The sequence below is a fragment of the Mycobacterium sp. genome (assembly GCF_035506235.1).
GTDB lineage: Bacteria > Actinomycetota > Actinomycetes > Mycobacteriales > Mycobacteriaceae > Mycobacterium.
The window spans coordinates 36,665-49,317 of sequence record NZ_DATJPU010000052.1 but is presented as its reverse complement, the minus strand read 5'-3'; the positions used below and the strand labels follow the sequence as shown (position 1 = coordinate 49,317).

Annotated in this window: 14 protein-coding genes and 1 pseudogene; 9 read left to right on the top strand and 6 right to left on the bottom strand. The window is 67.7% G+C overall.

Features of this window, described 5'->3' with window-relative positions; translation table 11 throughout:
• Positions 1-22: 22 nt before the first annotated feature.
• A complete protein-coding gene (locus VMD50_RS05340) occupies positions 23-844 on the bottom strand; it encodes an SDR family oxidoreductase (protein WP_325425608.1) in 822 nt (273 codons plus the stop codon).
• Between the two features lie 37 nt (positions 845-881).
• A complete protein-coding gene (locus VMD50_RS05335) occupies positions 882-2,183 on the bottom strand; it encodes a sodium:proton exchanger (protein WP_325425568.1) in 1,302 nt (433 codons plus the stop codon).
• Between the two features lie 242 nt (positions 2,184-2,425).
• Here VMD50_RS05335 and VMD50_RS05330 point away from each other — a divergent pair.
• Positions 2,426-2,950 (top strand): annotated as a pseudogene (locus VMD50_RS05330) (class I SAM-dependent methyltransferase).
• On the opposite strand, the gene VMD50_RS05325 reads toward VMD50_RS05330, so the two are convergent.
• Entirely contained in the window at positions 2,947-3,765 is an 819-nt protein-coding gene (locus tag VMD50_RS05325; RefSeq protein WP_325425566.1) for an SDR family NAD(P)-dependent oxidoreductase, read from the bottom strand. The pseudogene VMD50_RS05330 and the gene VMD50_RS05325 sit on opposite strands and share 4 nt — an antisense overlap.
• A complete protein-coding gene (locus tag VMD50_RS05320; RefSeq protein WP_325425564.1) occupies positions 3,766-4,179 on the bottom strand; it encodes a nuclear transport factor 2 family protein in 414 nt (137 codons plus the stop codon).
• A 216-nt stretch (positions 4,180-4,395) separates the two neighbouring features.
• Between VMD50_RS05320 and VMD50_RS05315 the strand changes: the two genes are divergently transcribed.
• Entirely contained in the window at positions 4,396-5,277 is an 882-nt protein-coding gene (locus VMD50_RS05315; RefSeq protein ID WP_325425562.1) for a helix-turn-helix domain-containing protein, read from the top strand.
• Positions 5,278-5,370: 93 nt separating this feature from the next.
• Here VMD50_RS05315 and VMD50_RS05310 read toward each other — a convergent pair whose 3' ends face one another.
• Positions 5,371-5,943, bottom strand: coding sequence for a carboxymuconolactone decarboxylase family protein (locus tag VMD50_RS05310; protein WP_325425560.1), 573 nt, complete (start codon positions 5,941-5,943; stop codon positions 5,371-5,373).
• A gap of 131 nt (positions 5,944-6,074) precedes the next feature.
• On the opposite strand from VMD50_RS05310, the gene VMD50_RS05305 reads away from it, so the two are divergent.
• The 5 genes from VMD50_RS05305 to VMD50_RS05285 all read left to right on the top strand — a co-directional run bounded on the left by VMD50_RS05305 (position 6,075) and on the right by VMD50_RS05285 (position 10,549).
• Complete coding sequence (locus VMD50_RS05305) at positions 6,075-7,037, top strand: LysR family transcriptional regulator (RefSeq protein ID WP_325425558.1); 963 nt, start codon at positions 6,075-6,077, stop codon at positions 7,035-7,037.
• Positions 7,038-7,142: 105 nt separating this feature from the next.
• Positions 7,143-8,531 carry an MmgE/PrpD family protein gene (locus VMD50_RS05300; protein ID WP_325425606.1) on the top strand — a complete coding sequence of 463 codons (1,389 nt, stop codon included), beginning with the start codon at positions 7,143-7,145 and terminating at the stop codon, positions 8,529-8,531.
• Between the two features lie 66 nt (positions 8,532-8,597).
• The gene (locus VMD50_RS05295; protein ID WP_325425556.1) at positions 8,598-9,362 is read left to right on the top strand and encodes a DUF2127 domain-containing protein; all 765 of its coding nucleotides are present in this window, start codon (positions 8,598-8,600) and stop codon (positions 9,360-9,362) included.
• Between the two features lie 32 nt (positions 9,363-9,394).
• Positions 9,395-10,240 (top strand): SDR family oxidoreductase, encoded by an 846-nt coding sequence (locus tag VMD50_RS05290; protein ID WP_325425554.1) that lies wholly within the window; start codon positions 9,395-9,397, stop codon positions 10,238-10,240.
• A 144-nt stretch (positions 10,241-10,384) separates the two neighbouring features.
• Positions 10,385-10,549, top strand: coding sequence for a hypothetical protein (locus VMD50_RS05285; RefSeq protein WP_325425552.1), 165 nt, complete (start codon positions 10,385-10,387; stop codon positions 10,547-10,549).
• Positions 10,550-10,562: 13 nt separating this feature from the next.
• Here VMD50_RS05285 and VMD50_RS05280 read toward each other — a convergent pair whose 3' ends face one another.
• Entirely contained in the window at positions 10,563-11,168 is a 606-nt protein-coding gene (locus tag VMD50_RS05280) for a CGNR zinc finger domain-containing protein (RefSeq protein WP_325425550.1), read from the bottom strand.
• 85 nt (positions 11,169-11,253) lie between these two features.
• Here VMD50_RS05280 and VMD50_RS05275 point away from each other — a divergent pair, with 85 nt between their 5' ends.
• Together VMD50_RS05275 and VMD50_RS05270 are read left to right on the top strand one after the other, a co-directional pair.
• Positions 11,254-11,946 (top strand): SDR family oxidoreductase, encoded by a 693-nt coding sequence (locus VMD50_RS05275; protein ID WP_325425547.1) that lies wholly within the window; start codon positions 11,254-11,256, stop codon positions 11,944-11,946.
• Positions 11,947-12,200: 254 nt separating this feature from the next.
• A complete protein-coding gene (locus tag VMD50_RS05270; RefSeq protein WP_325425545.1) occupies positions 12,201-12,653 on the top strand; it encodes an SRPBCC family protein in 453 nt (150 codons plus the stop codon).

The following is a 12,653-nucleotide window of genomic DNA, read 5'->3' as shown; positions in this document are numbered from 1 at the left end:
GGAAAATCCGTGAGGCGTGTATCTAGCCTGCCGGGTTGCCCGCCTTGATGGCTGCGATGACGCCGCCGTCGACGAGGACGTCGGTGCCGGTGACGAAGGACGCATCGGGGCCGAGCAGGAAGGCAACGGCCGCGGCGATGTCGTCTGGAGTTCCCAGGCGGCCGGTCGCGGACATGGCGACCATCGCGCGCATGCCCTCACCGACCGGGGACGCGAGTTCCTGCTGCCCCATGGGCGTGGAGATGATGCCCGGGCTGATCGAGTTGATGCGCGCCCCCCGTCGTCCCCAGTGCGCGCTGGCGGCGCGCACGCGGATGTGGTTGGCCTGCTTGGCGATTGGATAGGCGAAGTTCGGGTCCGTGATGCTGCTGATGAAGTCCAGTTGCAACAGTTCGCTGGGCGGGTTGTGGGCCAGCGCCCGCTCCTGCTCGGCGGAAAGCGGCGGAAACATGTGGCCCGCCATGCTGGCGATGACGACCCCCGCCCCGCCGGACGCGACGACGTCGCCGAATTCCTGCAGTACCAGCGCGGTACCCAGCAGGTCTACGGCCAGGATCGCCCCGGCCGGCGCCTGCGACGGGGACAGGCCCGCGGTGTGTGCCACCTGTGTGACCGCACCCAGCGAAGCGGCGTGCTCGGCAAGCGCGCGGACCGAGTCGGGCGACGCGACGTCGACGCTGCGGCTTTCGACGTGATGGCCGTCGGCGGACAACGATTCGCTGACCGATGCCAGCGTCGCTTGGTTGTAGTCGGCCAACAGCACCGTTTTGCCGGAGCCCAGCCGCCTGGCAATCGCCTGGCCCATGCCGCCCACACCGATAACGGTCAACACCTCGCGAGCCACGGCGCTCCCATACGTAGTTCCGCCCAATCCCGCGATGCTAGAGGCTGCCACCGTCTTCGGCGTGATGGGGGTGACCGCTGTGCCGGACAGCCCTCCCGACGAACGGGGCCTTTACGGTGCTGACCACGTAGCGGCGGTTGACGATCAGCCCGCCGACGGCCACCGCGGTGTAGACGCCACAGAGCACCAGACGCCCCGTCGTCGAAACGATCGGGAACTGGACGATGAACAACGTCAGCAGCGCGCAGGCCGAGGCCCGACTGAAACGCAGCCCAAGGATCAGCGCGACCCCCATCATGGTCTGGGTCGCCGTCAGCAATACCTCCTCGACCTGACGCGAATCGAGCACCAGAGCAGGTCCGCCCCCGCCGAGGATGTGGGCCACGGGCAACGAACCGATCAGCAGCGTCCACTGGTTGACCTTCGAAGAGATCAGCGTCGCGATCGCCGCCGTGCCCTTGCCGCGACTGGCGAAAATGACCGCGATGATGAACTCGGGGGCTTCGGAGGCCAGCGGGGCGAGCCACTGAACGAGCAGGAACCGGTCGATGCCCAGCTCCGTACCGGCCGCGACCAGGTTATCCGCGAACGGCTTGGCGCAGAGCACAATCACCGCGCCCGACACCAAAAACAGCGCGACGACGGCGACGCGCCGGGCGCGATCGGGTAGCTCCCCGAGCGCCGCGGCGGTACCGATGAGGTCGGGTTCCTCGACGTCGCCGTGGCCGATCTTGTACAGGTAGAAGCCGAACCAGGCCAGCAGCGTCAGCCCGAGCGCCAGGTGGATCTGTCCGGTCGCGGGCATCACGAACGCCACCACGCCTGCGAACAGCAAAAATCCGAGCTCGACGCGATTGGCGGGCTCGAGTGCCACCGCGTCGGTCTTGGCTCCGGATTTGCGGGAGCCCGCCTTGCGCGCCACGACGATGCTGACCAACACCACGACGGGCCAGCCCAACCCCATCAACAGCCGGTTGGAGCCGGTCATGTTGGCGGCGGCGTATTGGGTGTAATCCGGGTTGTGGCCGGACACGTACGCGTAGTAGAGGTCAACGGCGTACTCGGGCAACACCGCGACCAGGGCGAGGGCGGCGATGGCCAGCCCGCCGGAGACGTCGATCTGCGCGGCTTCGGCGGCCCACGCCAGCAGGAAGCTGGCCGCCACCACCGCGGCCCCATAGGTCAGCAGCGCGGCGACCGGGTCCAGGCGAAGACCGACGATCCGGACCACCACCGCCGGCGCGATGAACGCCGCGGTGATCACGGCCGAGCGGAGCAGGGTCAGCCGCCGGGCGCGTGACGGCGAGACTGTGGGCCGGTCTGTGGCCAGAATCGTCATCCTTCAACTCAAAGAGGGGTGCCGATCGATGATGCTTGCGCGGGTTCGCGGCCAAGGCTTGACCAGCCCGCTCAAACCTACCCGCCATACCGGGGCCCAGCAACGTGCTCGGCACGTGAACCCGCGGCATCTCGGATCCCGTCTTTGCTGGCTAACACGATCTATTTCAAAAGTTAGGGCCGGCTAATCGAAAACTTTGGCAAAGCTTGAGCGATGCACACGGCTCGATCAGGTTCGGGCGAGTGCCCTGCGACGGACAACCTTGGAACGTCAACATCCATTACGACGGGCTGCTGGACTCGAAGGTTCCGCTCACCGCCCGACGGTTCTCGACGTCGGGTGCAGTGACGGATTCAGCGCGCCCAGGCTCGATTTGCCGCAGCGCCCGTCAGGTGGGTGCGGGGTGACGTCATCACCTTCCCCGAGCGGGTTTCGACGCTGTCGTGTCCAATGCCGCCCTGCATCACATTGAAGACACTCGCGCGACACTGCAACGCCTCGCCGGTCCGGTCAACCCGGGAGGGACGCTGGCCGTCGTCACTTTCGTCAAACGGTCGCCCCGAAACGCCTTGTGGCACTTGACAAGCTGGACGGCGGGTGGCGTCGCCAACCGGATCAGGGGCAAGTGGGGACACACCGCTCCGATCAAGTGGCCGCCGGCGGACACCCTGCTACAGCTGCGCGGCCACGTCCGCGCGCTTCCCGGCGCCCAGGTCCGGCGGCTGCTCTACGGCCTGGCGCTGATCTCCTGGCGCGCGCCGGGTTAACCCGACCGACCCATCGCGGCGGCGCTCGCCTGTTTCATCAGTTCGACGATCTGATTGCGGGTGAGGGACACCATCATCTGCACGGCGGCGCGCATGTCCTCGCCCACCATCCACGTCGGACCGTTGGTCAGGTTTTCGAAGGCCTCCGCGATGACGTCGTCCACGGCGGCGGCGCCCGGCCGCACGTCGTCGGGCGAGCTGATCTGTCCGCGGCTGTGCTCGAGTCGTCGCAACGCGGGCGTGTTGGTCTTGCCCAGGATGAGACCCAGGACGTCGATGCCCTTGTCGTGCAGCTCGGCCCACAGCGCCTCGGCGAAGACCATATCGAACGCTTTGGAGGCGCCGTAGGCCACCATGTTGGGGCCGCCGGCCAATCCGGCGCCGGACCCGAAGATGACGATCCCGCCGCGGCCGCGCTCGACCATGGCGGAAGCGAAGTGGTGGCACAACTGCACCGGCACCATGCAGTTGCGTTGCACCATCGCTTCGGCGGCTTCGATCGGGCTGTCAAGGAACGGCTTGAAGTTCGGGTCGGCGCCGGCGCAATACACGAGGAGCCCGATCTGGAGGTCGCCGGTCGCCGCCGCGATCGCCGATGCCGCGCCCGGCTGCGTGAGATCCATGGCCAGGGTGCGGGTTTCGACGGAGTGTTGTGAGCTGAGCTCCGCCGCAACGTGATCCAGCGCCGACTGGCGGCGCGACAACAGCACCACGTTGACACCGCGCTCGGCGATTCCCGCGGCGAACGCGGCGCCCAGCCCGTCGGACGCGCCGGCGACGATCGCCCACGGTCCGTATCTGGTTGCAAACGTCACCTAAGCACTCCCAACGGTGGTCAGTCGAACCTGGGTGTACCGGCGGCGTGAGATGCGCCAGCCGTCTTCGGTGCGGACGATCTCGTCGTCGTAGAAGCCGATCGCGTTCACGCCGGATGTGTTGTCGGGCGCCATGATCAGCCCGTCGATGTACGTGCGGGCCGCGGCCTTGTCGCCGTTGACCGTGATGGCGTGGTTGCTCAGGCGGTGCATGGTGTGACCCGCCAGCGCATGCACCCGTTCCATGAAGTCGGTGACGGCGTCGACGCCCTTCCACGCGCCGATCACGCCGTAGTCGAGTTCGCAGTCGGCGGTGAACACAGTCCGGAACAGCGCCCAGTCGCGTCGGTCGATGCCGGTGGCGTAGCGGACCAGCAGATCCGAGATGTCTTGGCGGTCGTCTCGTTCGCTCATGCGACGTCTCCGTTCGGATGTACCACGATGCGCCGCGGGCCGTGCCTCGCGGACCCGTGACCGGCCGTCCCTCAGCACCACGGCACACAACGAAATCGACCTCGTTTATATTCTCGAATAATCGATATATAATCTCGAATCTTCGCAGTCACTGTATGAAGCTCGCCGCGAAGGAGTCAAGCCATCCGCGGATCGTCGTCGGCGCCGACCGCCCGCGTGCTCGACGTCGTCGAGCTCCTGGCGCGGTCCGCGCACGCCCGGCTGCGGTTCTCCGACATCGTGCGCGAGCTCGATCTCACTCAGGCGACCGCACACGCGATCCTGAAGACACTTTGTGACCGCGGCTGGGCCAGCCGCGATCCCGTCGCGAAAACGTTTACCCTGGGCCCCGCGCTCGCCGTGGTGGCCGCGCGAACGGACACCGCACGCCCGCTCGCGCATGCCGCGCGGTCGGCCGCGCTGCGACTCGCCCGCGACGTCGGCTATGCGGGCTCCGTGGTCGAGCGATTCGGTGATTCGCTGGTGGTCACCGCCTTTCAAGGCGACCCCGCCACGCAGCCGGCGGGCATCCCGGGCGATCGGATCCCCTACGCTCCGCCGTTCGGCGTCGCGCTCGCCGCCTGGGACAGCGAGGAGGAACAACGGGCGTGGATCCGTCGCGGCGCGGGCGACAACACCGATCGGATTCGACGCCTCGAACGCGTCTTGGAGCACACCCGGGAGCGTGGATACGACGTCGACTGGACGACGCCCGCGTTGGCACAGGCCGTCCACGTCGTCGGCACGCTGGACAGCCATGAGATGCCGACCCCAGTGCGGCACATCCTGGACCAGCTTCTGGCCGAGTTCAGCACCATCGGCTTCCTGTCCGACGACAATCCCGGGCGCCGCAAACAACCCGTGGTCACCATCGCCGCACCGGTTTTCGACCATCGGGGACAAGCCGCCCTGATGCTGGCCGTGCATCCGCTGTGCCCGCTCAGCGCAAGGCAGATCCGGGCCATCGGGAGGAAGCTCACCGACGAAACGACGGCCATCAGCGCATCTCAGCAACACCAGGCTGCGGCGGATCGTGTCGGCCGGCGCGCGCCTGGCTGAGCGCGCCGCCGCCCGCAGTGCAATTGATGCAATTGATCTGGTGAGCTGACAGCGACGGGGCGGGCTACACCGTCGTGCATCTGCGGTCGGCGGTTATGCTTCCTCGCGGCCGGGTACGCCGGCGTCGAACGCGTTCAGTGTCACGGCGACCATCGAGAAGCAGCCCACGAGAAACACGATCTCCGCAGGCCCCTGTGCACCGAATCGTGCTACGGCGGCTTGATAGGTGGTCTCCGGAAGGACCCCGCCGCGGTTGAGCGCGGCCGCCACGTCGTAGGCGACGCGTTCCTCATCGGTCAGGTCGGCGGGGCGCTCGCCGGCGGTGATGGTCGCGATTTTGTCTTCGGAAAGACCCGCGCGATGGGCGAAGTACTCATGGCCGTAGATCTCGTAGCGCGCCCCGAACTTCGCGGCGGTGACCAGGATGACCAACTGATGGATGCTGCCGGGCAGTAGGGCATGCTCCCACAGCGACCTGTTGAACGCCCAAGCCGGCGAGCCGAATTGGGGGAAATGCAGCCAGCCGTTGAACGGCCCGATCAGCGCGCCGTCGCCGCGGTAGGCGACGAGCTCGCCGAAGCCGCTGTCGATTACGTCCCGCATGTCGCCGTACAGGTCTTGTTGTGCCGCGGTCAAACTGTTCGGCGGCAACAGCGGGAGTCGCATCGAGCTGCTCCTCACGTGATCGCGTTGGTTTAGCCAAGCGAATCGTGACAAAGGCGGCGTGTCCACGACCCACTTCCGACCACTGGTAGGGGGTTCTTCCTACCGCAGCTTGAGCCACCTAGGCTCACCCTATGGAACTGCGGCAGCTGCGCTACTTCGTGGCGGTTGCCGAGGAGCTGCACTTCGGCCGGGCCGCCGAGCGGGTGCACATCTCGGGGCCGGCCCTGTCGCAACAGATCATCGCTCTCGAACGCGAGCTCGGGGCCGAGCTTTTCGCGCGAGACAGGCGTAGCGTCCGATTGAGCGAAGCGGGACGCACCTTGCTGCCCGATGCGCGCAGGATATTAGCCCTGGCCGACGACGCCAAACATCGGCTGCAGCGGGCGGCCGCCGAGAGTTCCCCGGTACGGCTGGGCTATGTCAGCTGGTTGCCCAACGAGATCACAGGCGCGGTGAGTCCGGCCGTGTCGTTGCGACTCGATGAATGGGTGCTGCCGTCGCACGTCCAGGTCGATCGCGTCGCGGAGGGCACTCTGGATGTGGCGCTGACGTGGGTCACTGCGCAGCAAGCCAGGGAGCGGGGCCTCACGACACACTTGTTGCGCGCCGAGCCGTTACACGCGGTGCTTCCCGGTGCGAGCTCGGCGGAACCCGTTGCGGCAGAGGGGATCACGGTATTGCTCGACGCCGACGAGTCGGCCTGGTCATCGTGGAACCGCTTCGCAGGGGAGTTCGCGGCCGGTACCGGCGCACGTGTCGTCCGGATTGACGACGGCGGCATCACCGGCGACGCGTTCTACGCGCACGTCCGCCGGATCGGTGTGCCGGTTCTGGCTTCGCCCAAGCGGCACACCGCAGTAACCCCACCGAGATTGGGCCAGCGGCCCGTCGCCGATCCGGTGCCGCTATGGACGTGGTCACTGGTACACCGCCGAAAGGACGACCGGGTCGGCGTGCGCCGCGTCGTGGGATCACTGCTGGAGCTGGCGCACAGCCGCAATTGGCGGACGCCTCCCGCCGACACGTGGTGGATCCCTTCCGACGACCCCAGCAGAAGCGTGCTCGACGGCACTGAGCAGCGGTGGGAAGTCTGAGCGAGCACATGTAGGCAACCTGTCCTGGACGCCGGGTTCGTTGTGGCGCTTAGCTGGTGGCAAACGCAGCGGAAGGGACCAAAGGTCATGTCACATAACTACGTTGTGGATGATCTCGCCGGCTTTGTCGTCGGCGCCGAACAGGCGGACCTGGGCGAGCGGCCCCGGGCGCTGCTGAAACGCAACGTGCTGGACAGCGTCGCCTGCGCCGTCGGTTCGCTGGACGGTGAGCTCATTTCCACGATCCGTGAGCACGCCTGCCAATTCAGCGGCGTCCCCACCGCCACGCTGGTCGGAGGGGGGCGGGCCTCGGTCGATCAGGCCGCGTTCTTCAACGCGGTGCTGGTGCGCTACCCCGACCTGCTCGACACCTACCTGACGGTGGGGGGACTGTGCCACCCCGCCGACAACTTCGGCGCCGTCCTGGCCGTGGCCGAGCATGTCGACGCCGGCGGGGCGGAGTTCCTGCTGGCCCTCGCGGTGGCCTACGAGGTGCAATGCCGGTTCAGCGCCGAGGTTCCGGTCATGGCACGCGGGCTCAATCATGCGCTGCAACTGGCGATGTCGGTCGCGGCCGGATCGGCGAAGCTGCTGCGGCTGGACGCCGAACAGACCGCCAACGCCATCGCCGCCGCAGCGGCCGACAACGTCTCCCTGGCGGCGGTGCACGCCGAACCGGTGTCGAACTGGAAGGGCATTTCGCCGGCGGTCACCGGGATGCGAGCGGTCTACACGACGATGTTGGCCGGCCGCGGCATCACCGGGCCCAAGTCATTGTTCGAAGGCCCGCACGGCCTGGTGCAACTTTTCGATCAGCCCATCGATTTCCACACCGCCGACCGGTCGCTCGCCTGCGTGGAACAGACCTACCTGAAGCAATACTGCTCACTTATCCACGGGCAGGCCATCATTGACGCGGTGTTGGCGCTTCGCACCGACAATGACCTGCATGGCGAAGACGTCGCGCGGGTGACCCTCGAGGTCTTCCAGGGTGCATATGACTTCGCCGGCGGCGGAGCCTACGGCGGCAAGGATCACCCGCTCACCAAGGAGCAGGCCGACTACAACCTGAAATACCTGAGTGCGGTCGCCCTGCTCGACGGCGGCGTCGGCCCCGAGCAACTCGAGACCGAACGCGTGTTACGCGGCGACGTTCAGGACCTGCTGGCCCGCGTCGATGTCCGGGCCGCCGCCGACCTGACCGCCGACTACCCGCAGCGCACGGCGGCCCGCGTGCACGTGGTGACCCGCGACGGGCGCGAATTCAGCCGCGAGCAAGCCGATTACGAGGGATCACCCACTCGTCCGATGTCCTGGGATCGCGTCGTCGACAAGTTCGGCTGGCTTGCCGAACCCTTCTGCGCAGAACCGCTGCGCAATGACATCATCGCCGCCGTCGATCACCTGGACGAGATGCCCGCCGCCGAGTTCGCCGCCTTGCTGGGCGCGGTAAGCCCCACCGGCCGGCGCCCGCGCAGCAAGACGCGCTTCTGACCCCCCGCTGACCCGCACTGTGCGCGCCCGCTTGCATCGGTCGCCATGGGCATTCAATGATCGGCCATGGCCAAAGATCGCGACAAGAACCGGTTTGAATTGGTGACCTGCGCCGTGGCGGGGCATGTCACGTACGCGCCGGACGAGGAAGGGCTCGCCTACCGGCTCAGCGGCACCACCGGGCAGGGCGAGGTCTGGCGTTGCCTGCGCTGCGCTGAATTCATAGTCGGTGAGCCGCATGGGCGGGGCCGCGCCGAAGACGCGCCGATGATCATGCGCGGCAAGGCCTTACGCCAGGCCATCATCATCCGCGCCCTCGCGGTCGAACGGCTGTTTCGCGCGGTGGTGATCGCGCTGGCGGCGTATGCCGTGTGGAAATTCCGCGGCGCCCGGGGAGCCATCCAGGCCACCCTGGACCGTGATCTGCCGATCTTTCGGGCGGCGGGGTTCAAGGTCGATCAGATGACCATCGTGCATGAGCTGGAGAAGGCGCTCGCCACCAAGCCGTCCACGCTGGCCCTACTGACCGCGATGCTGGTCGGCTACGCGCTGATCGAGGTCGTCGAAGGCGTCGGCCTGTGGTTGCTGAAGCGCTGGGGCGAGTACTTCGCGGTGATTGCCACGTCGGTCTTCTTGCCGCTGGAAATTCACGACCTGGCCAAGGGCGTCACGATGACCCGGCTGGTCACCTTCGCGATCAACGTGGCCGCCGTCATCTATCTGCTGGTCTCGAAACGGCTGTTCGGCCTGCGGGGTGGCCGCAAGGCCTACGACGAGGAGCGGCGAGGCGAGCAGCTTCTCGACGTCGAGCGGGCCGCGGCCGGCGGCTGACGGGCATACTGCGCCAGGAACGGAGGTCTTCGATGGGCACCTATGCGATCAGCGGATCCGCGTCGGGGATGGGCCGCGAGACCGCGCAGCGGCTGCGGTCCGGGGGACACACCGTGATCGGCGTCGACGTCAAAGACGCCGACATCTTCGCCGACTTGTCGACGCCGCACGGCCGCACAGCGGCCGCCGACGGCATCCTGGCGGCCTGCGGCGGCAGGCTGCAGGGCGCCGTGCTGGCCGCCGGTCTGGGACCGAGCCGGGGCCGCGATCGGCCCCGCCAAATCGCTCAGGTCAACTACCTCGGGGTGGTGGATCTACTCGCCGCCCTGCGACCCGCCTTGGCCGCGGCCGAACGCGCCAAAGTGGTTGTTGTTTCGAGCAATTCGTCGACGACAGTGCCCGCGGTGCCCCGGCGCACGGTGCGAGCGTTGCTCGCGCACGACGCCGACAAGGCGCTGCGGTCCGTGCGGCCCTTCGGCCCGGCCGCGCCGACGATGATGTACGCGGCCTCGAAGATCGCCGTCGCCCGCTGGGTGCGGCGGCACGCGGTGCTGCCCGAGTGGGCCGGTTCGGGTGTGCGGCTGAACGCCATCGCGCCGGGCGCCATCATGACGCCGTTGCTGGAGGAACAGCTGTCGGACCCCAGGCAGGCCAAGGCGGTCCGGTCGTTCCCGGTCCCGGTCGGCGGCTTCGGCGACGTTCGGCACATGGCCGACTGGATGTGCTTCATGCTGTCCGACTCCGCCGACTTCCTGTGCGGCAGCGTGATTTTCGTCGATGGCGGGACCGACGCGTACTTCCGCGCCGACGACTGGCCGAAGCCGGTGCCGGCGCACCGGCTGTTCGGCTATCTCCGCCGGTTCAGGGGCAACGTGTGACGGGAGCGGCATGTCGTGGCTAATGTGGGTTACGCCACACCATGCCTTTTCGTGATGTTTACCGCGGCGCGGCGCGTCCGTAAAACGGCCACGGTGCAATTCAATGAGTCAGCGAACTGGCCGAACGGACAAGGGATCAGAACCGTGCCAACACTGCAGGACGGGATGGGTCGGCGCCCAACCAACCGCGGCGTCGTCGCCCCGATCAAGGCAGGTGCCTGCGACGCCCTGCTGGCCGTGCTGAAAAGCACGCGACGGCAAACGGCCGCCGACCCGCGCATCATGCCCAGGGGTGTCGAGCGCTGCTGACCGGCCCGGGCCCCTATCCGCCCGCAGGCTCCCGCGCCGCGCGGTCGCGTTCGCGTCGACGGGCGCGGGAAGCCCGCAAATTGGCGGCGTTGCCGCACGTCTTCACGTCGTGCCACACCCCGCTGTTGTTCTTCGAGCGGTCGTAAAACGTCGACGCGCACCGGGGGTTGTGGCATCGCTTGATCCGCCGCCAGCTGCCGTCATGCTGGCTCAGCAGAATCTCACCCCACAGCGCCGACGCCAGCCAGCGCCAGCCGGTGCCGGCGGGTTCGAGCCGCACCTGACCGGTTTCCGGCAGCGCCAAGGACGCCACGACGGGGCCCGGTCCTCCCCGCGCCGGCGGTTTCCCGTCGACCAGCCCGGCGATCGTGTCGCGCAGCGCGCGAAGCCTCGCTACGTCCGCGTCGCCGAGCGGCGGCGGTTGCGCGTCCAGCTCCCGCGCGGCCGACCACGCCCGCACCGCGCCGGCGATCCAGTCGCGCGCGAGCGCGGAGTCGGCCAGCAGGTCCGGTCCGTATCCCTCGATGGCCGCCGTGTTGAGAAAGTCCTGAACCAGGCCCAGGCCGCCCGGCGCCGGAGCCAGCCCGAAGCGCTGTGACGCACACCATTCACCAGACATAACCAAAATATACTTGCCTATGTCGGACATCGTCAACTATCCTGACAGAGGCAAATAGCTTTTGATTACGTCAGAAAGGATCATCATGGTCAACATCAAGGGTTCGACGGTCGTCGTCACCGGCGGGCAGCGCGGGCTGGGCAAGGCCGTCGTGGACGAGTTCTTGCAGCGGGGCGCGGCCAAGGTGTATGCCACGGCGCGGTCGCCCAAGCCCAGCGAGGACCCCCGGGTGGTCAGCGTCGAGCTGGACGTCACCAAGACGGATTCGGTTGCCGCGCTGGCTATCACCGCGGCCGACGCCGACATCGTCATCAACAATGCCGGCATCATCGGTGGGCGCAATCTGCTCAGCAGCGACATCGAGGAAGTGCGGGCGGTGTTCGAGACGAACTACTTCGGCGCGCTTCGGGTGGCCCAGGCGTTCGCCCCGATCCTGGCCGACAACGGCGGCGGAGCGCTCGTCGACATCGCTTCGATCTTGTCCTGGGTGGCCGGCTTCGGCGGCTACGGCGACTCGAAGGCGGCCCTGTGGTCGGCGACGAACTCGTTGCGCGTCGAGCTGGAAAAGCAGGGCACCCTGGTCACCGGCGTGCACCTGAGCTTCACGGACACGGATATGGCCTCGGGTTTCGACGTGCCGAAGAACACCCCGCAGCAGGTGGCGCGGCAGATCGTCGACGGCATCGAGCGCGGCGACATCGAGGTGCTCGCCGACGACGACACCCGCCACGTAAAGGCGGCGCTGTCCGGACCGGTCGAGGCGCTTCGGGTGGCCTGAGGGGCAGGGCGACGTGGAAAGCCTGTCCGAAGGCAGGTCCCCGTCTGGTGACGGTGGGTCAAGCAGGCCGTGGGGGCCTCACCCAAAAATGGGCTTGCTGCACTTCGGACAGGCCAACCGGGTGGTCCCGGCACGACCACCATCGCAGCCGACCCGGGGACGCTTCGACGGTCGAAGGTCCCCAACGTGCCGGGGCCAAAGTCACATCCGCGCGACGAGGCGCGCCCGCCCGGGCGGCGTGTTTGGATAGCGGCATGGAACCGGAACGCATCGTGAGCGCCACCCGCGTGATCTCGGCCAGCGCCGAGCGGATCTTCGAACTGATCGCCGATCCCGCTCACCAGCCGAGCTGGGACGGCAACGACAACCTTGCTTCGTCCGCTCCGGGGCAGCGCATTCGGCAGGTCGGTGACGTGTTCAAGACGACGCTGACCAATGGGGCCGTGCGGGAGAACCACGTGGTGGAATTCATCGAGGGCAGCACGATCGCGTGGTGCCCGGCGGAACCGAAAAGGCAGCCGCCCGGCCACCTCTGGCGCTGGGAGCTCCACCCGATCAACGCGAGCCTCACCAGCGTGACCCACACCTATGATTGGACGGCGCTGACGGACAGCACCAGGCTGGCCAAAGCCAGTTCGACGACGCCCGAGATGCTGCGCGAGTCGATCGACCGGCTCGCCACGCTCGCCCAGGCGAACCAGGGGTGA